This window comes from Lactococcus sp. LG1074 (assembly GCF_017309525.1).
Taxonomy (GTDB): Bacteria; Bacillota; Bacilli; order Lactobacillales; family Streptococcaceae; genus Lactococcus; species Lactococcus petauri.
The window spans coordinates 1,413,990-1,434,279 of sequence record NZ_CP071293.1 but is presented as its reverse complement, the minus strand read 5'-3'; the positions used below and the strand labels follow the sequence as shown (position 1 = coordinate 1,434,279).

At 35.4% G+C, this 20,290-nt stretch carries 14 protein-coding genes and 5 pseudogenes; 9 read left to right on the top strand and 10 right to left on the bottom strand.

What is annotated here, in order from left to right; translation table 11 throughout:
• Positions 1-23: 23 nt before the first annotated feature.
• From J0J36_RS07065 to J0J36_RS07045, 6 genes are all read left to right on the top strand, one after another.
• Positions 24-2,009, top strand: coding sequence for an ATP-binding cassette domain-containing protein (locus J0J36_RS07065; protein ID WP_019291582.1), 1,986 nt, complete (start codon positions 24-26; stop codon positions 2,007-2,009).
• Between the two features lie 247 nt (positions 2,010-2,256).
• On the top strand, positions 2,257-2,649 hold the full coding sequence (locus J0J36_RS07060; RefSeq protein WP_153925235.1) for a hypothetical protein: 393 nt from the start codon (positions 2,257-2,259) through the stop codon (positions 2,647-2,649).
• Positions 2,650-2,765: 116 nt separating this feature from the next.
• Entirely contained in the window at positions 2,766-3,197 is a 432-nt protein-coding gene (locus tag J0J36_RS07055; protein WP_029346097.1) for a hypothetical protein, read from the top strand.
• Positions 3,194-3,322, top strand: coding sequence for a hypothetical protein (locus J0J36_RS10670; protein WP_255566819.1), 129 nt, complete (start codon positions 3,194-3,196; stop codon positions 3,320-3,322). Before J0J36_RS07055 ends, J0J36_RS10670 begins: the two co-directional genes overlap by 4 nt.
• 21 nt (positions 3,323-3,343) lie before the next feature.
• On the top strand, positions 3,344-3,859 hold the full coding sequence (locus J0J36_RS07050; protein WP_029346096.1) for a DUF6273 domain-containing protein: 516 nt from the start codon (positions 3,344-3,346) through the stop codon (positions 3,857-3,859).
• 106 nt (positions 3,860-3,965) lie between these two features.
• The gene (locus J0J36_RS07045; protein ID WP_153925232.1) at positions 3,966-4,451 is read left to right on the top strand and encodes a phage tail protein; all 486 of its coding nucleotides are present in this window, start codon (positions 3,966-3,968) and stop codon (positions 4,449-4,451) included.
• A 392-nt stretch (positions 4,452-4,843) separates the two neighbouring features.
• Here J0J36_RS07045 and J0J36_RS07040 read toward each other — a convergent pair.
• Positions 4,844-5,998: pseudogene (locus J0J36_RS07040) on the bottom strand (IS3 family transposase).
• 87 nt (positions 5,999-6,085) lie between these two features.
• On the opposite strand from J0J36_RS07040, the pseudogene J0J36_RS07035 reads away from it, so the two are divergent.
• Positions 6,086-6,367: pseudogene (locus tag J0J36_RS07035) on the top strand (chromosome partitioning protein ParB); the annotation flags it as partial.
• A 527-nt stretch (positions 6,368-6,894) separates the two neighbouring features.
• Here J0J36_RS07035 and J0J36_RS07030 read toward each other — a convergent pair.
• Both J0J36_RS07030 and bsh read right to left on the bottom strand, forming a co-directional pair.
• Positions 6,895-7,953, bottom strand: a complete 1,059-nt coding sequence (locus tag J0J36_RS07030) for an FUSC family protein (protein WP_206886701.1) — start codon at positions 7,951-7,953, stop codon at positions 6,895-6,897.
• A gap of 210 nt (positions 7,954-8,163) precedes the next feature.
• The gene (bsh, locus tag J0J36_RS07025; protein ID WP_019291978.1) at positions 8,164-9,138 is read right to left on the bottom strand and encodes a choloylglycine hydrolase; all 975 of its coding nucleotides are present in this window, start codon (positions 9,136-9,138) and stop codon (positions 8,164-8,166) included.
• Between the two features lie 686 nt (positions 9,139-9,824).
• Here bsh and J0J36_RS07020 point away from each other — a divergent pair.
• A pseudogene (locus tag J0J36_RS07020) lies at positions 9,825-10,978 on the top strand (IS3 family transposase).
• A gap of 126 nt (positions 10,979-11,104) precedes the next feature.
• Here the strand turns inward: J0J36_RS07020 and J0J36_RS07015 are convergent.
• From J0J36_RS07015 to J0J36_RS06995, 5 genes and pseudogenes are all read right to left on the bottom strand, one after another.
• Entirely contained in the window at positions 11,105-11,794 is a 690-nt protein-coding gene (locus tag J0J36_RS07015; RefSeq protein ID WP_019291977.1) for a Crp/Fnr family transcriptional regulator, read from the bottom strand.
• Between the two features lie 84 nt (positions 11,795-11,878).
• Positions 11,879-12,423: pseudogene (locus J0J36_RS10730) on the bottom strand (DNA-binding protein).
• A 48-nt stretch (positions 12,424-12,471) separates the two neighbouring features.
• Positions 12,472-12,699 carry a heavy-metal-associated domain-containing protein gene (locus tag J0J36_RS07005; RefSeq protein WP_019335409.1) on the bottom strand — a complete coding sequence of 76 codons (228 nt, stop codon included), beginning with the start codon at positions 12,697-12,699 and terminating at the stop codon, positions 12,472-12,474.
• A gap of 702 nt (positions 12,700-13,401) precedes the next feature.
• A pseudogene (locus tag J0J36_RS07000) lies at positions 13,402-15,261 on the bottom strand (heavy metal translocating P-type ATPase).
• Positions 15,262-16,097: 836 nt separating this feature from the next.
• Positions 16,098-16,649, bottom strand: a complete 552-nt coding sequence (locus J0J36_RS06995) for a recombinase family protein (RefSeq protein WP_153925226.1) — start codon at positions 16,647-16,649, stop codon at positions 16,098-16,100.
• 289 nt (positions 16,650-16,938) lie between these two features.
• Between J0J36_RS06995 and J0J36_RS06990 the strand changes: the two genes are divergently transcribed.
• Positions 16,939-17,673: a hypothetical protein gene (locus J0J36_RS06990; RefSeq protein ID WP_019291864.1), complete on the top strand. Its 735-nt coding sequence runs from the start codon at positions 16,939-16,941 to the stop codon at positions 17,671-17,673.
• Positions 17,674-18,126: 453 nt separating this feature from the next.
• Here J0J36_RS06990 and J0J36_RS06985 read toward each other — a convergent pair whose 3' ends face one another.
• Together J0J36_RS06985 and J0J36_RS06980 are read right to left on the bottom strand one after the other, a co-directional pair.
• Entirely contained in the window at positions 18,127-18,810 is a 684-nt protein-coding gene (locus J0J36_RS06985; RefSeq protein WP_019291861.1) for an LUD domain-containing protein, read from the bottom strand.
• Positions 18,811-18,812: 2 nt separating this feature from the next.
• The gene (locus J0J36_RS06980; RefSeq protein ID WP_153925223.1) at positions 18,813-20,285 is read right to left on the bottom strand and encodes a LutB/LldF family L-lactate oxidation iron-sulfur protein; all 1,473 of its coding nucleotides are present in this window, start codon (positions 20,283-20,285) and stop codon (positions 18,813-18,815) included.
• Between the last annotated feature and the right edge of the window lie 5 nt (positions 20,286-20,290).

Here is a 20,290-nt window from a genome sequence, read left to right as displayed (position 1 = left end):
TTTATTATTAGAAAGAAGAAATTATGCCCGTATTAGAATTAAAAAACATTAGGAAATCATACTTTTTAGGTAAAGATGAATTTCCGGTGCTCAAGGGGATTGACCTTGAGTTTGAGCGTGGAGACTTTGTCAGCTTACTCGGTGAGTCCGGTGGTGGTAAATCAACCCTGATGAATATCATCGGTGGCTTGGACCGTGAATATGATGGTGATGTTATCATCGATGGCGTCGCGCAAAAGGCGAAGAAAGAAAAAGATATGGATGCCTATCGCCGTGATACTATCGGCTTTATCTTCCAGTCTTTCAACTTAATCAACTACTTAAGTGTGCTTGACAATATCTTGATTAGCTTGAAAATGACAAGCCTATCAGAAAAAGAACGTGTCGAACGTGCAGTTGAGCTAACCAAACAAGTTGGCCTTTACGAACACCGTAAGAAAAAACCCGCACAGTTATCTGGCGGGCAAAAACAACGTGTAGCCATTGCGCGGGCTTTGGCCAGCGATCCTGAGATTATCCTTGCTGATGAGCCTACAGGAGCGCTCGATTCGCAAAATACGAAAGAAGTATTGGCCCTTCTCCGCCAAATCGCACAGTCTGGTAAGACAGTCATTGTCGTCACTCACTCTCAAGAAGTCGCTGACTATGGGACACGTACGATTCTTCTGGCAGACGGACAGATTATCGGAGATGAGCGTGACAAGCCAGCTTATCCTGTGCCAGATGAAGCAAAGTCTTTCAAGACAAAGGCTCTTTCTTATGGTGATGTGGTTAAAACAGCCTTTAAGCACTTTACAAATACTTGGAAAATCAATCTTCTCATTGCTATAGGTACAGCCATTGGCTTATTCTCAGTTATTTTCTTCCTCGGTTTAGGTACTGGGGCAACAAAATATATGAATGATCAGGTTACAAGTTTGGCAAACCCTAATATTATTTCCGTGGTTCAACGTGATCCTGCAAATAATCAGGGTAAAGATAATGATGAAGCCTTCTCAATTGCGCAGCAAACAATGCTGGGTATCTCTGATAAAAACATTAACAAGTTGAAGGACTTGGATAATGTTAAAACTGTGGATGCAGGGATTACAAAAGCAGGTGCTGTGACTCTTGACTATAAGGGGCAAACAACTAGTAGCCAAGCGATTATGTCTTGGACACCGATGATTCAGTCTTCAACATTACACGCGGGTTCAGAACCTAAAGGTAAACAAATCGTTATCTCTGAAGCAGACATGAAGAAGTTTGATCAAAAAGCATATGAAGCAAAAGACTGGAAAGCTGTGATTGGTAAAACAGTCAAGGTAAGCTTCCAAACTGTGGATAAAAACAATACTCCTGTGACTATCACAGAAGATATGGAAATCTCAGGCGTCTTGCAAGACATGCCAATGGTTGGTACTTTGACTTCAACAGAGGCATTGAAAGAAATGCTTACTGCAAATAATATCGATGCGATGCCAAACACAGCCTACGTTACTGTGACAGATACAGATAAAGTTAAAGATGTAAGCAAAGCTATCAATGATATCAAAGACAATGACAAACTCGTATTTGCCTCAACAAATATCGGTAGTATGTTAGATACAATCACAGATATTACAGGGATTGTCTCAACTGTCTTGGCTGCCATTGCTGGTATTAGCTTGATCGTTTCAATCTTTATGATTGTGGTAACAACTTATATGTCTGTTGCCGAACGTACTAAAGAAATTGGTGTCCTTCGTGCCTTAGGTGGACGTCGTAAAGATGTTTCTCGCATGTTCACAGCCGAAAGTGTTATCCTGGGCTTGTCATCTGCAGTTATTGCGATTGCTCTTGCTTTTACGGGACAAAGCATCATCAACAAAGCTTTGCATAGCTTAGTCGGCGGAAATATCGTTCAGATTACTTCTGCCCATATTATCTTTGCCGTAATCATCGCGCTGATTATCGCTTTACTCTCAAGTCTTGCACCTGCAGCACGTGCAGCACGCTTGAACACTATCGAAGCCTTGGCTGCTGATTAATATATATGGATAAGTTCTGCTGAAAAGCAGAACTTTTTTTTGCTGAATAAATTCATATAAATATTTTTTAGATGGGGTTCTTTATTTCATTTTGAATTTCGTTTTAGAAATATTACAATTAAATTATACGGGTGTTAATTTAAAATGACGTACTGCTTGATGAGGAATTGTAATGAACTATAATCTTTCAGCACAGCACAGCAATAGGTGTCAGTTGTTTTCTCTATCTTGATGAAGGAAGAAACTTATGACGTCAGAAAAGAAACGTAAGCTACGGAATATCGCCATCTTAGCTCTACTTGGTGTAATTGGCGGTACTTTCGCCTTTCAAGCCTTTAACCAACAAGCCATCAATGACCGCTTGCGGGAAAACCCAGCAGATTACGGTGGGCGGGTACACGATTACTACAATAGTGATACAGAAAATAAAGATATCTTTGTTGAGACCTTTGGACAAGAACCTATCATGGTCAGACTGAAGTTGTCGGAATTTATGGAGATACAGGACAGAGGAAGTACCGGTTGGCGGCAAGTTGCAGGCGGTGGGCGTGATGATTTGGATAGCTGGATCCCTTATCTTCCAGAAGCAAACAATGTTTCTCAATGTAGAAGTGATAATCCCTCAGCTGCTTTTAACTAGTATTCCGATTTAACCTTTGGTTGGACACGTGGAGGTCAAGATGCACCTTGGTATCTGCCAACTTTTAACACAGCTTGGGATAACCTATCACAGCTGCCGCAGGACATGCCCGTGACTTGAGCTATAGATTAGAAAATGGGGAACTCTATCCACGAGCAACACATCCCGGAAGTGGCGAGGCTGCTTATTGGCCTGAAGGAGAAACCTATACCAATACTGGACAGTGGCCAGGCGCAATGATTACACGTGAGACAGCACAAAACTTGATTCAAGATAAGGCACCAATAACCCTACAGGAGTGGCACACACGCTACCGGGACACTCTTGATGCGATTGGAAACTACTGGGTCATTGACCATGAAACAGGCTGGGCTTATTGGGCAAATCAGCTCAATGGCGGACAAGCAACCTCTTATCTCATAGATGCGGCTCACATGAGACCAGAAGCAGATAAGATTAATGGTTCTTATTATTACGGTATTCATGTAAGCAGTGAGTTGATTGTCCAGACCAAGAGTTCCAAGATGAATCTACTGCAGGAGCAGTGAGTGAACTGATTGCGGAGATTAGAGACTATGGGGACGGTAACCCAATTTCTAGTATAGATTATACTATCAGTGTCTTTAACTTTAGTCGTATGCAGCCAGGGCGACTCTTTACGACTAGCGGATAACAGTTCCGATATTTGGAAGATATGAACAATGGCAATCACATGATTATCCGTAATCATCGGATTTCTGGAATTTCTTGGAACGAGCAAGAGGATGAACTTACGAGCTGGTTTAATGCGCTTCCGGAACGATTTCGAGAGGGTTATATTATGCCAGTAGCCAGCGGCTTCGGTGCTAACACCTTTACGACAGGTATGGGTTCCTTCACGCGTGAAGCCAATAACTTTCTCATAGCCAATTTAGCATCTAATTCAACTGTTGCTAATGATAGAACAGTATTTGCTCCGAATGGCGCTCATCGTGTTTTTGCTCTTTCTTTAGCTGATGTGGACCACTTGTCACGTACTGACGGCTTTAGGAACCCGGGAGAACGTGTAGCATTAGACGATGAGGTAGCGGTTGGACATTGGTGGCTACGAACCCCTGAGAGTGCTACTAATGCTTGGATTGTGGCTGGAGCTAGTGCTTTAGGTTGGGGTAATCTCACGTTTGACTTTGTTTCTTGGGGAGTCCGCCCCGCCCTCATCATCTACCAGTAAGCTCTACAGAAAACTAGCATGTATAGAGCAAAAATTAACAAAGCCTAAGCGCAGTGTATTGTCATTAATTTCTGCTATAATAAAGAAAAAAACGCAGGAGGTGTTTATGGTATATAAAGTTAATTTTAAAGAAGGACAGGTGGAAACGACAGGACTTGAAAGTTCACCTGTAGCAGAAAGCCTTGCAGGCTTAAGCGCCAATGAAGCCCGTTATTTCTGGAATAAATATAAATTCGAATATATCACTTTTCCTGCTATGGAAAAGGAAAAAGAAGTCGCTTGGTTGAAAAAACTGCTGAAAGAGGAGCGCGATCTTGAGTTTTCATCTCCCATTTTGGAGGTCGCGATTTATGAAGACGAAGACATCTACTGGCCAGAGTTTTACTTTGAAGATGGCTTGGTCCTTAACGTTCTCTATGAGAAAACAGCTGAGGAAGGGAAGAAACCCAAACGTGCTGTCGGCTTCAAACTTTCTGCAGGGATGGAAATTCCACAAGAACTAGAAGGGAAATTCAAATTTGCCCGCCAACGCTCAAAACTTGCTGGCGAGATACGTGGGTCATTCTTTGTGTTGAAGCAAGAGTGGGTTTAATAAAAAAAGGAAATCTCTATTTGGGATTTCCTTTTTTTTTATGACGGTTACTTTAGCCGCATTCTGAAGTCCTATTTTATTGTTTAATCATAGTAATTACAACAACTGTTATACAAATAATATTACACACGTAATTTTGCCGTTGGTGCTAAGAGCGCAAGCTTTTGGAGCATTTTTAATAGATTTTTTTATAAAGATGGATGCATATCTTACTGTTTAGCATTAGAGTACTTGCTTCTTAATCTGCATATTAAATGATGAGTTAGAAATTTTGAGTGAAGTAAAAGATATTTTTTATAGAAATTTAGCTTCAGAAGCTTTGAGAAGTGGAAGTAGTGAAGGTGGCTGTGCGTTAAGAGAGTGGCAAATATATTTGGACTAATGTCAAATATTTAGACACAAAATGAGCTATATTTTCTTAAAATAGTTTTCTTCTTTCTGATTTGGAGTTAAACCATTGTTTGCGGAATGAGGATTATAGTTGTTATAAAACTGTTCGATGTATTCAAAGCAAGAGAGTTGAACTTCTTGAATGGAGTGATAAGTTCTTCTGTTTATTTCCCGTTGTTTGAGGTACTTGAAAAAGGCCTCAGTGACAGCATTATCATAAGGATATCCAGGTTTGGAGTAAGAAGCAAGCAATTGATGCTCATCTAATATTTTTCTAAAGGAAGCTGATTTAAATTGGCTACCTTGATCCGAATGAAAAATGATTGGTTCCTTAGGCTTCCTCTTATTTATAGCCATCCCTAATGTGTCACAGGCAAGTTTAGCATCAATCCTGTCACTTACTTTCCAAGCAATACATTTTCTAGAGTAGAGGTCAAGGATGGCGCAGAGATAAACATGCCGTCTATGTCCTATAGAAATATAAGTGAAATCAGTTGTCCATACTTGATTCGGGGACTTAGGATTAAATTCTTGTTTAAGGAGATTATCAGAAGAAAATGCAGGAGAGTGTTTTGATTTAACTCTAGGTTTAATCGTTGACATTTTAGGGAGTGTCATAGACTTGAGAAGTCTTAAGATACGCCCCTCAGAAATATTAACGCCATAATCACGCAGGAGAATGATTTTAAAAGCTCTCGTTCCAATTCTTTTCTTGGCTTTCATATAAATCTCAAGGAGTAATTTTCTCAAGCGTTGATTTTCTATTTCACGTTTTGAGGGCTTCTTGTTTATGAAGTTATAGTAGGTGGAACGATTGACATGTAAAACACGACAGAGCATAACTGTCGTGTGTTCAAATCGGAGTCTATAGACTGCTTTTAATCTCACGAGTTTTGCATGAATATGGCACTTGCTTTTTTTAAGATAAGATTTTCTTCTTCGAGTTGGGCATTCCTTTTTTGTAATTCTTGAATCTGTTTAGCAGTCAAGACCGTATTATCTTCAAGACGAACTTGAGAGTACTGCTTGATCCATTTTGCAAGTGCAGAAGGGGAGACACCATAGTCTTTACAGAGTTCGGATTGAGTTTTACCTGTTTGGTAGAGATTAACGAGAGATTGCTTAAATTCCTCGTCGTAACGTTTAAAACCTGACATAAAAGTCCTTTCATTTTTGTGTCTTAATAGACAGATTATAACACACAATTTTCTGTCCACTTTTATAGTATAGCTCCACATTATACTTTACCTGTATCTATAATCAATAAACCTCTAGAAAACCGTATTGCAAGTACAATACGTCATAATCGTGCTAGAGGGACTCATTCACTTGAATTAATGAAAGAAATTGTGCAACATTTAGTAGAAGCAGGTTTAAGTGATCAGTGGATTATAAAAAATATTGGTATGGATAAAGAAGAATTATTGAGATTAAAACAATTAAATGGGTTAGCTTCATTATTTAAAAATAAAGATTTTTCTAAATCCTGGGAAACAATGGAAAATAAAGACAACGAGATTTTATGAATATATGGATTATATTGAGAAACCATAATGACTTGATTTCAAAAAAGTTTTTTTGATAAAATAAATGTTGTGAGATAACTTCCTTTCCACTATATTTTAGATTGTTATCTTAGTAAGATTTAAATGATTGCAAAATCCATGAACCTTTACTTCGAGTTTTTAATATAATACAGAATAGTTATCTCACAGGAAGCCTCTTCAAAGTAAGAAGTTTTTTTGCGGCAAAATTATTTATTAATATAATTTGATTGACCTACCTTAAACGGTTGAAAGAAGGGATAAATTTTTGTTAAAATAAAAATACGGGATACAAATCTTCTTTATTTTTAATAAGTTTCATAGTATTGAATAGGTTATCCCATTGCTTATTTTGTTTAGTCTCTCTAATTAGGGAGGCTTTATTTTTTCTCTAAAAATAATAATAAAAGATTACTCTGTAAAAGGTAAAAGTAAAGTACCGAATAATAGCTAGCTAGATTTTTAAATCTGGGACAGCTATTATTCGGTACTTTCATTACTCCTTGATATTATAATGCATATTTTTTTCGCTTTAACAAATACTTTAAAATTTTTGTGAAAATGTAATGATATAAAAGACCATAGACAATACCCAATATATTAAGCAATATACGTAAGAAGATTGAAGTTTTTAGTCCAAATATTAATGTTGCTACAGTTATTGCTCCAATACAATTAAATATTGTTTTGTTTTGATAAGTTGCACAAAAACCCAAGCTGACTCCACCTAACATACCAAGAAAATTTGTAGGAATGACAAATAAGAGTATACCTGATAAAATTGAGCCTAAAATAACTCCTACAATACGTTCTTTTGCTCGGTTTGATATTTTAAATGTATCATATCCAGAAAATAGTGAAGAACAAGCAAAGGTTGCCCACATAAATCGATCTATATGAAGATAATTTCCTAAGACAAGCAATGAACTGATTCCTAAGGCATAGTAGAAAAACCAAATACTTTTCTTATTAAAATTAATACCTTCCTTTATGATATATGTAAAAGAAATATCTTCATTTAAAGACTTAAATTTTTTATAATATATTATAGAAAATAGTATATAAGTGAACAATAAGATAAAAAAGGAATGTAAGATTTGAGAAGTTGATGTATATTGAGTTGTTCCAATAAGATAAAGGTAGGAAAACGAGTATAATGCAGGATTTCCCATTTTAGGCTCTTTACCAGTAATCAAAAATAGCGATAATAAAATACTAAAATGGAATAGTAGTTGAATCGTTGCATAAGGTATTAAATAAATAAAAGGTGCTAACCAGAATAGAAATAGTACAAATCCTAAGCCAATTATAGATTGCTTTAGTTTATAGCCAAAAGGTACAAAGCGTAAATTTAATAAAATACAAAATAAAATAAGGGCAAGTGATGAAGTGTCCTTATTAAATAAAAAAGTTAGAGAAGTTATCCAAAAGATTGCAAACAAAACTATTAATATTGCTCTTAGTGATAAACAAAGCATAAATTTTATCTTCTTTTTTTTATCATCAGTATTATGGACTTTGTATTTTAATGTACTAGGGTCTAGCTGTAACAGTTGATAAAAGTTCATATATGATCTCCTATAGAATATTACTTAACAAAAAAATTTTGAAAAGAGAATAATAGCTATTTATTAAGTAAAGTATAATAGATAGTTTCCTATATTTTATCAGAATGTCTAATAGGAAATAATAACAATTTTACATTAGTAAATATTTTGGTATAACAAATAATAAGGTGTCTAGAATATTTTCTAGACACCTTATTATTTGTTCTGAAATTAATTAATATAATTGATTTTCTCACTATTGACCAAAGAAAATATTGATAATTTATCTGAATTTAAATCTTCCTTGTGCATATTAATTGCAGTGACTTGACTATTGTAGTAGGTAGTATAATAATAGATTCCTTTATCCATATTACAACATGAAGAGTATATGGTGTACTCGTATTCTTCGTTTCCTACATCGCAAAGCCCTTTCTGTTGCTCTACAGATTTTAAAATATGGAAGAATTGACTTACACTTTCTTCTTCTGTTTTTTCGATAGCAGCATTCAATTTAGTAAAAGCTACTTTAACAAATCTAGAAGATGAAGATAAATCTCCAGGTAAGCCCATTCCTCCCATTCCTCTGCTGTAAGCATCCATATTTATTTTATTAGAGAAGTTATTATCAGGAGTTTTAGTTGATAAAGAACGATAATTGTTTAAATTAAAGAGTTGGAAATCGAAAGGTGGATTATTTGTAAGTACTCCAACCGGATTATCAAAGATTTTCAAACCTTTAGCTGTAGATTCTACAACGATTGTTTCTTTAGTGTCTGAAATCATCCAGTGTAAAGGCGATAAAGGAAATGAGTCATTAAAATTTAAATCAATTAAATTTAAATCAGCTAACAGTTCTCTAGCTTCTAAAATATTTTTACATTTACCAAGAAGAAAAGGGATAAATTCAAAGGGCGTTATATTTGTTTTATTGTCAACAGTTGGAAAATAATAAGCATTTTCTGGAAAATTTAATCCAGCCATACTTAACCCGTATTCATTTGTTGCATCATAATATAAAGGATATCCATCTTCCACAATCCCAATTCCTATCATGGCATAATGTGAAAATAAGTCACTTTCTTTTCTAAAAACAAACGGAAAATTTCTGGGAGTGACAATAACACGTTCATTGTAAGATATTTCAAAATCAAAATTACGACCAAAATAATGGTCAGATGAAGTGTATGTTAAAGCAGTACACATAGTATTTACCTCCGTAATATAATTGTATAATTCTATTTTAAAATTCTAAAAAAAAAAAATCAAGAGATACAGTAAGAATTTTATAGTAATGTAATAATGAAGGATTTTATGGAAAAATATAGAGTTTCATATACTTAAATTCTATTATTCGATAATAAAAAAATATATATTGTGTGTATATGCGTATGGTTATTGGTATTAAACATTTGCTTATATTATAGTAGAATTCTATTCTTAGATAAATTGCAACATCTTCTGGAATTTTTAGTATACAATTCTATTTTACTCCCTTATTTTTGGTAAAGTTTATTATTATATTTAAGTTGTGTTAGAAAAATTTTCTATTTCTTTTTTAGGCTTTGGTAATCTCTTTCAACTTTCTCAAAGCTCCTTTTATATATTCTTAATCCAGGATAAGTTACTTTCTAAATTATGTATAACAAAAACTTTTCTCAAATCATTTTTTGTGTTAGTATGACATTGATAGTAAAATAAAAGGAAACCTGTAAATGAAAGATAGTAGCAAGATAAATGTATGGTATTTTATCCTTTGGATAATAATTGCTATAGGTGTATCAGTCGGAATATATTATTTTAATAGAACGTATTGGAGCTATACTATAAAAGTGGACAGAAAATTGTGTGTTATAATCTGTCTATTAAGACACAAAAATGAAAGGACTTTTATGTCAGGTTTTAAACGTTACGACGAGGAATTTAAGCAATCTCTCGTTAATCTCTACCAAACAGGTAAAACTCAATCCGAACTCTGTAAAGACTATGGTGTCTCCCCTTCTGCACTTGCAAAATGGATCAACCAGTACTCTCAAGTTCGTCTTGAAGATAATACAGTGTTGACTGCTAAACAGATTCAAGAATTGCAAAAACGCAATGCCCAACTAGAGGAAGAAAATCTTATTTTAAAAAAAGCGAGTGCCATATTCATGCAAAACTCGTGAGATTAAAAGCAGTCTATAGACTCCGATTTGAACACACGACAGTTATGCTCTGTCGTGTTTTACATGTCAATCGTTCCACCTACTATAATTTCATTAACAAAAGTCCTTCGAAGCGTGAAATAGAGAATCAATGCTTGAGAAAGACACTCCTTGATATTTATATGAAAGCTAAGAAAAGAATTGGAACTAGAGCTTTTAAAATCATTCTTCTACGTGATTATGGCATCAATATTTCGGAAGGGCGTATCTTACGACTTCTAAAGTCTATGACACTCCCTAAAATGTCAACGATTAAACCTCGGTTTAAATCAAAACACTCTCCTGTATTTTCTTCTGATAATCTCCTTAAACAAGATTTCAATCCTAAAGCTCCGAATCAAGTGTGGACAACTGATTTCACTTATATTTCTATAGGTTCTAAACGTCACGTGTACCTCTGTGCTATTCTTGACCTCTACTCTAGAAAATGTATCGCTTGGAAAGTAAGTGAGAGGATTGATGCCAGACTCGCCTGTGACACCCTTGAAATAGTTTTGAATAAGAGAAAGCCTAAGGAACCAATTATTTTTCATTCTGACCAAGGGAGCCAATTTAAATCGGCTTCTTTTAGGAAAATATTAGATGAGCACCAGTTACTTGCTTCTTATTCCAAACCTGGATATCCTTATAATATGCCGTGACTGAGGGCTTTCTCAAGTACCTTAAACAACGAGAAATTAATCGAAGAAGATTCTCCTCGATTCAGGAAGTGCAACTCTCTTGCTTTGAATACATCAATCAATTTTATAATAACTATAATCCTCATTCTGCAAACAATGGATTAACTCCAAATCAGAAGGAAGAGAACTTTTTTAAGAAAATATAGTTCATTTTCTGTCTAATTATTTGACATTAGTCCAATCTAGTACAATATCATTTTGAGAAACAATATTGGTTCCTTTTTTCATCTGGCATTAGGTCTTGATCTTGTGTAGGATCAGAATCTATTGTGTCCTCTTTAGACCATTTTAAGCATAATCATCTTCAAGCCTATCAATATCTAGTATTTTGATTACCTTTCCTCGACGCTCAATGAATCCCTTTTCTTCTAGTATTTTGAACTTACGAGAAATAGTTTCGGGAGTTGTTCCAATGAACGTTGCGAGATCTTTCATTTTCATTGGAATCGTAACAAGATTTGAATCTACTATTTTGACGAGTTGCAAAAGATAATTAGCGATTCGACTTTCAACATCTTCCATCATGAGAAATTGTGCTTGATATTGCATTTCCGCAGCTCTTCTCACGGTGGTTTCAAGTAATTTCAAACTTAGCTCGGGATATTTTAACAATAAATTTTTGAAATCTTGTTGTCGCAAAAAGCAAATTTTTGTTTCTTGTAATGTTTCGCCATAAAGATTCTCATTCACTACTCCAAACAAGGCGTCTTCACCTGCGTATCCACCAGGTTCAATTACACGTAGTAACTGCTCTTTACCAGCGCTAGAAAGCTGATATATCTTCAAAGTACCGTGCGCCACAATTGCGAGTTGAGGCACCGTAAAAGGGCTGATGACCGCTTCGCCCTTTTCAAAAGTCTTATGATGAACAACCTGCTCAACTTGCGCCAGTTCACTTTCTGAAAGTAAAGCAAATAGTGGGACAAGCTGTACACAGTGGTGTTCATCATGACTAAAATGATGTTCATACTTGCTCATTTTGGTAATTCTCCTTATCTTATTATCGCGCTAAAATTATAAAACTGCAAGCTTTGTTCAATTAAAGCCTACAGTTTCGTAAAATTAATTGTCATTATCTTCATCTTCGTCATGAAAATCAGCAACAGCTTTACCCAAATCACCTGCCAAGTGACGAATAACTTGAAGATTGTAGCCGTAAAGTTCGACTACAACAGCCGCCAAAGCAAATTTTTCTTCTTTATTTGCTAGCTTAATTGCTCGCGTAATGAACATATTTTGTGCTTGAAAATCTGCAATGAAGCTTTCAAGTAGAGCTTCATCAGTCCAATATTTGGCTTTTGGATCCTCAGTAATGAACTTGTGATACTTTAAAAATTCTTCAGTTGTACTTGGTACAATCTCATTTTCGTCAAGAAGTAAATCCGAAATTTTAAAGAAATATTCATCTTCTTTTTTGCAATTTCACGTAAATGCTCACACTTAACTGGGCTTTTCGCGTATATTCCTGCTTGAGTCAGTCGTACATTTTCAATGAACAAATTGGATAAGACATGTCCTAGCATCGCACCAGCCGTAGGCTTGTGGTGGTCAACCTCTGCTTTATCAAGTTCTTTAGCATATTTTTCATCAATCGTTAATTTAGTCATCAATTTTTTCCTTTATTCAATTTATAGTGCTGTCTTTACTGGTAGAAATCACACAACAGTTACTTTGCTACTTAAAACAGGGTACCCAAGTTTCTCAACCTTGCTGATAAGTTCATCAGCACTGACAACATTTTCGTCAAATTCTGCTTTAACTTTTGATGCATTGAAAAGCACTTTTGCATTTGCTACACCCTTAGTTGTAGTCATTGCTCCTTCGATTTTTGTCATGCAAGATGGGCAGCTCAATTCATTGAGTTTCATAATTACTTTTGACATAAGATTCACCTCTTTCTCTTTCTTTATAAATTAATTATAACTCGTTAGTACTAGCAAAAAATTGATATCTATCAAGAATATCAATTTTATTTTTTTATCTACAAAATAATAAAGTTTCTCGAGTCTCTTTTTTAACTCTGAATAACCTTCTATGAGGAGCGCAATCAGCACCAGTTAGAGTCTGCCGAGATAGTCAGCAGTACGCTGTTTAAATCAATCCCTAATTTTGCCTGTATGAGATTTAAAAGAGCAAAACCATTAGTGATTTTTTTAAAACATCCATCGTACATAAGATGTTTGAAGTGTTCTGAAAACGCTATGTCCCCTCCTACCTGACAATCTTCCTGTCTAGCAAATGTGTGTGTGTCCTTTTTAAATAATTGTCATTTGGAACTTCCTATCTATTTTTATAAAAAAGTTATATTGAGATAGGTATCAAAGCTTTTAAACAAGTTCAAATCCCTAACGTGCTACATTGCTTGCGATAGTTTCTCTCATAACCTCAAATTCAGTGTCTTATTGAACCTCCCTATTAGTAAGGAAAACTTTAATTGTAAAGATTCTAGAAGCAATCGAAAATGTCTCGATGATTTTATCAAATCATTTTTGATAAAATCATTATAAACTTTATTGATATCAAAAAAATGATTCCTTTCAAAAAAAGAAAACAAATAGCGTAAATTTTGGTTTGTTTCCATTCTTCTATTTCTCTCGATACCTAATCAGTCGCATGCCATTGACAATGACGATAAGGATACTGGCTTCGTGGACGAACATACCTGTGCCCATGTTGACAAAACTAGGTACTAATCCTGTACCTCCAAGAATTAGACCAGCCAGTAAAAAGAGCACAACTACAATCGCAATCACAATATTTTGTGTCATGTTGGCAACCGTGCGTTTACTCAAACCATATGCATGGACAAGTTCGTCAAAACTGGATTTCATTAGCACGATATCGGACGTTTCAATCGCAGTATCAGTACCAGAACCCATTGCAATACCTATATTAGCAAGTGCCAAGCTAGGGAATCGTTGACACCATCACCGATAAAAGCAATTTTTTACCAGAGTTTTTGAGTGATTTGACAACTTCAGCTTTTCCTCAGGCATGAGATTGGCACGTACTTCATCAATATCGAGTTGAGAAGCGACTGCTTTAGCTGTTGTCTCGTTGTCTCCAGTCAGCATAATCATACGAGAAATACCTTCGTGGCGTATTTCTTCGAGGGCTTCTTTGACACCAGAACGCATTTCGTCTGCGATACCATAAACCAGTTGTAATCTGTTATCAGCTGCAACCAAAACAACTGATGCACCAGAATTAGTAATTTCTGCGATGTCCTGTTTCTGCTCGGGAGAAATCGTGATGTGGTTAGCCACCATCATTTTTTCATTACCAATCAATAGGTCGTCTGCGATGATCCCCTGTCCTTTAACAACGTCCGTTTTTGCAAATTTGACAGGATTGAATTCTCCAATCATGCGTACAACAGCTGTTGCTAATGGGTGATCGGATTCATTTTCTGCTGAAGCAACTGCATCAATCAATTCTTTTGAAGCACCATAATTTTTGACGACAACAACTTCTGTATTGCCTTTTGTCAGAGTACCCGTTTTATCAAACAGAAGCGTGTCAATATGACTGAAGGTATTCATAACATCACCTCCCTTAATAAGGACACCTCTTTTTGCACCATTACCGATTCCTGCAACATTTGAAACAGGCGCACCAATCACGAGGGCACCAGGACAACCGAGTACGAGAATCGAGATGGCTAGCTCTAGATTATGACTAAAAACCCAAGCAATAGCTGCAATAACAAGTACCGCTGGCGTGTAATACTTAGCAAAGCGGTCGATGAATTTCTCAGCAGGAGATTTGGTATCTTGGGCTTCTTCAACCAGTTCAATGATTTTACCAAAAGTTGTATCTTCGCCAACTTTTTCTGCTTCTACGTAAATTGTACCATTTTCTAAGATAGAACCTGCAAAAACCTTAGCACCAGTTTCCTTTCTGATTTCACGTGATTCACCTGTGATGCTGGCTTCGTTGACATAGCCAGACCCTTGGTAAATATGACCATCAACAGGAACTTGACGTCCTGTTTTTACTAAAAGTTTATCACCAATTTCAACTTCATCAATATCTATTTCTTCGCCATCAGCAGATAGGGCTGCACTGGGTGCCATATTCGTGAGTTCTTTGATACTAGATCGCGTTTTTTGAAGCGTTTTTTTCTCTAAAAATCCACCGAAAGCAAAGAGAAAAGTGACAATTGCTGATTCTTCGTATTCACCGATGAACAGAGCACCGATAACTGCAATAGAAACTAGCAGGTCAATCGAAATTTGTTTCACTTTGATTGCTTGATAGGCATGAATTGCAACAGGTATAAAACCGATAATACTTGCAATAATCATTGTCGAATTCCAAATCCATATTTGATTTACACCATATTTACCAAGGTATCCGAGTACAATGAGAATGGCTGAGAGGATAACCAAGTGATTACTGTGTTGTTGAAGTTGTTTTTGAAAGTTCAGTGTTATTTTTGCCATATTTTCTACTTCCTTTGATTTTCTTTATGATACTAGTATAGCGCTGCCCTTACTGATAAAAATTGACAACTATCAAGAAAATAAAAAATTATACTATTTTACATGTTTCCTATATATAAGACTTAATATTGTATTTGGAATATAGCAAAAAGAATAAAACGATTGAAAAAGTCATATAATAAAGAAAAAGGACTTGCTGCAAACAAGTCCAATATAGCCAGTAAAAGTCGGTGGCAGTATTTAGTTCGAGAACTGTTAATTAGCCAAAGTTGATATGACCCTAAAAATATAGACTTAAGAACCTATAAATTTGGAGGTCATTTTTCTTGTCAAAATATTCCATTGAGTCTAAATTAAAAGTAGTTCGTGAATATCTAGAAGGCAAGACTGGGGCAACGTTTCTTGCAAGAAAATATAATATCCCCTCATCAGGACTCCTTAGAAGTTGGATATAGAAGTACAAATCTGAAGGAGCTGCAGCTTTTCAGAAAAAGGTTAAACAAAATTATGCTTATAGCAAAGTTTTTTAAGAGTGAAAAATTATTAAGACTATTGGGTTCAGGTAAAATATTTCTATTAATGTAAAAGTTTTTAATACTGTACATGTCGTAATCTTCGTCAATTACAGACTACTCTGTGTTATCAATTAAATAATTTTCTATAATAAATAATGCTTGGTACAGATAACCCTTTAGATTGTCTTTATTTATTCCTCGGATAAAATGAAGAAATCATTGAATAGTTTGCCTTCAATTTTATATTCTGGAATCATAAGTTTATCTGAAATTTTTTGTAAGATATTCATCATCATCTCCTGATTTTACTTTAAATATATACTATTTATTAATATATCGATAAATAGTTGTTCTCGAAACACCCCAAGACTCCGCAATATTCTTTATTGGTGTTCCACTATCTACAAGTGTTTTAAGTAGCTCTATATCTTTCTCAGAGAATTTCTCAGGTCGACCACCTAATCTTCCTCTAGCACGTGCTGCAGCTCTCCCCGCAGCCGAGCGTTCAAGAATAAGGTTACGTTCAAACTCCGCAAATGCTGCAAATAAATGAAACATAAGCTGTCCAGTAGAACTTGATTTGTCCATCGTGATATTTTCTTGCAAACTATGGAAACTTACTCCTTTATCGTTTAGTGAGTTGACTATGCTGATTAAATCCTCCATATTTCTTCCCAATCGATCCAATCGCCAAACGACAATTGTGTCTCCGGGCCGAGAAAATTCTATTGCTAATTTTAACCCTGGTCTATCTTTTTTACTTCCAGACATGTGATCAGTAAATATTTTCTCACAGTCATATTTTCCAAGACTGTCTTTTTGTAAATCTAAATTTTGTAGTCCAGTTGAAACTCGTGCATATCCAATATTCAAATTTCTGTACCTCCATTAGTTTAATTGTACCATAACTTAAAACAATATATATAAATGGACATAGATTAAATTATGGGTTAATGAACACAAAATATAAAAGATATTGACGAAAATTGTAGAAAATAAAAAGTGTCCAGAAAATGGTCATTTTCTGAACACTAGAAAAAATATAATCTTGCATAAGATAATAATTGACATAATAGTCAGAATATAATACAATTTAAAAAAATAAGTTTATTTTAAGGAAGAGGTATTAAGTGAAAAAAAGTATAAGTTTCTCAGTATAACTTTGTTATCAATACTAATATTTGAAGCAACTGCGCCAAGCATTATTCACCAGAAAAATTTTGCCGTACAATATTTAACTAAAGTAACTACTTCAGTAAGCGCAGATGATTTAAATGATGATTCATCAATTGATGATGAAAATCTTCAAAAACTAATTGATAATCCTGAAGAAATTATTAATACCCAACAGATGACTCCAGAAGAGTTGAAAAATTTTGAGGAAGCAGCACAACAAGAAGCAGAAAAAGCTGACCTCCCTACTCAAGAGGATAGAGAAGCTTATAAAAAGACATTGATGGATTTGTATGATCCTAATTCTTCTGTTTATCAAGATTTACAAGGAGCAACAGATCGACTTATTGAAGAAATTAATGAAAACCACCAAAGTGTATTAGATAAAGTTACATCTGAACATGTATTAGCAGCTAAACATGGTACAATTTCTGTAAAAGTATTAGCAGGTGCTATTAATGTAGGACTGGTTGCTGTGACAGGTGGGGCTGCAGGAGCAGGTGTAAAAGCACTAGTCTTAAAAGTGGGAGCAAAAAAAGCAGCAAATACAATCAGTAAAAAAGTTGTTGCTACTCTTTTTACTTTCGGTATCAAAAAAGTGTCAGGAATTGACACTGTTATCTCTAGTATAGTAAAAAATATACTTGATCCAGGAACAACTGTGGCAAAATGGCTAGATAGTAGAGATAAAATAAAAAATAATGGCTGGCTGGAATGGTGGTAATTTATAAATGATTGAAGTTTGGATTGTAACTCTATTACTCATCGCCTTCTTTATTGGTGTAGCATGGATTTGGATGCGTGTATGGATTATTGATATATTTAAGGTTATCAATGATTCAAGAAATAGCAAATATAGTCGAAAACAATGGACCTTTATTTGGTTATTTGCTTCTTTTATTTTGTTATTAGTAATCCTTGTTTTTATAAAATGGAATATTAACTTATTTTGATTTTTAAATTAACAAAACAAATAATTCTAGTCGTTTGTATCCTTTTCGTATTATATGATTTAGTTCAGGGGATATACAGTGCTCTACCCGGAATAATAATAGCAATCATTATAGTTCCTGAGGAGTATCTCGCATATAAAAACAGAGAAAATAAAAAGAAATAAAAAAGCTCACTAACTGGTGTCATAGTCAGTCAGTAAGCTTTTTTGTATTTTTATTAACTCTTATAAATCTTTAACTATAACGTAATTAATTTCCAAAGGACCGTGAAGCCCGACTACAAGCTGCATTTCAATATCACCAGAGTTTGATGGTCCAGAAATAAAATGCAGCGTTGAACCTGGCTTTTTATTTTCATCCAACCAAGTTGCAGCTTGTGTAGAGCGTGGAACCATGCGGCTAAGGGGAATCACAGAAATATAATGAGTGGGTAAAAAGTGCAAAGAACGCCCTTGACCAGCTTCTGATTCAACTACAATTGTGGCTGATTCGGCAAGGAAAAATTTAGGAACGGCTACAACAACATTCGAATTTTGAGCAGCATTAATATTTTCTTCACGTTTTTCTTTACCAATTTTCCATTTGACCAGTTGGTCCGAAATAATATTAACACCTAGCTTTTCCAGCTCATCTGTTGAAGGAATCATGACCTGCCCACCACCAGATTTTTCAATTAAACCGTAAATTATCTCATTCATTTCTGAAGAAGTTGTTTCCACTAGATTCGCTGAAACGCGACGTGCTTGTTCCTTGGCAAGTTTGAGTAATTCGTTACTACTTAAATCTGCCCAATGTGTTTGAGGCAGGTCTGAAATGAGAGTATAAGGTTCAAATGGTAGTTCTACACCACCACGTTTTTTTAACAATGTGTCTAAAAATTGAGTTCGATTTTCAATAGTTCCTGCCATTTTTATTTACCTGCCTTATGTTTTTTATACCAGCGACGAAACTGTTCTTTATGTGGAGGAGCTATAGGTAAGTCGCGAACAACCGTCCAACCTTTGGCTAGAGCAGGTGCTTTGCTAACTGCACCGTACTTAAACAAAGAACCTCCAACGCTTACTTCCTTATTTTTGGGTAACATATTGAGACCAGTATGGGCCATCTTCATTGCCATTCCAAATATTGCGGGACTACTTGTGCCTTTTCCAATCGCATTCATTTCAAAATTGACAAAAGAACCGTCGTGATGCATTGACAAATCGTCTTCCATGACTTTACGATGTTCAATTAAAAGTTCATGCAAAGGGATTTTTACGGGACAGGTTTCTGTACAAGCTCCGCATAAGGTAGAAGCATATGGTAAATCTCCATATTGTTCATAACCTCCTAGAACAGGAGAGAGAACGGAGCCTATCGGACCAGGGTAAATAGAGCCGTAAGCATGACCTCCAATTTGACGATAGACAGGGCAAACATTTAAGCAAGCACCGCAGCGGATACACTGTAAGACAGCTTCAAAAGCAGTTCCAATCGCATTTGAACGGCCGTTATCAATAATCACAACATGAAAATCCTCCGGCCCATCAGATTCGTCCTCGGATTTTTGACCAGCAAAAGTGACATAAGTTGTTAATTTTTGCCCAACAGCTGAACGCGCAAGCATATTATCCAAGATTTCAGCTTCTTTAATAGAGGGAACGATTCGTTCCATTCCCATTAACACAATCTGTGTTTTAGGAATAGAAATCGTTAAATCAGCATTTCCTTCATTGGTCGATAAATTAATGTCGCCAGTATTGGCGATGGCAAAGTTACACCCAGTGATGCCTACTTCCGACTTCAAGAAAAGTTTACGCATAGTATCACGCGCACATCGTGCAAGATTAACAGGATCATTGTCTCCCTTATATCCAAGTTTTTGAGCAAAAATTTCACGAATCTGATCACGATTTTTGTGCAAAGCTGGAAAAACAATATGCGAAGGCTCATCCCAGTCAGCAACTTGTAATATAAATTCGGCCAAGTCCGTCTCTAAAATTTCCATATCATCAGCAAGGGAGACGAGCATTGGATCAATGTCTACTTCAGTGGATACCATTGATTTTGATTTGACAATCTTTTTAGCATTTTTTTCAAGAATAATACGTTTTACATAATCATTAGCTTCTTTAGCATCAGCCGCAAAGAAGACATGTCCGCCACGAGCGACTACATTATCCGAAAATTCAGTTAAATAGTGTGGTAAATATTTTAAAGTATGTTGACGGATTGATTCAGCAATATCACGCCATTCTTGCCAATTTACTAGTTCATCACGTGCTGCTTCTCGTTTGTCCCATTGAGCATCTTGTGCTTGTGCAACCGCAGCTTTTGCAAACTGGTCTTTTTTACTCTCTTCTAAACGTTCAGCGAAAGTTTTTGTACTTGTTGAAAGGCCCATTTTCT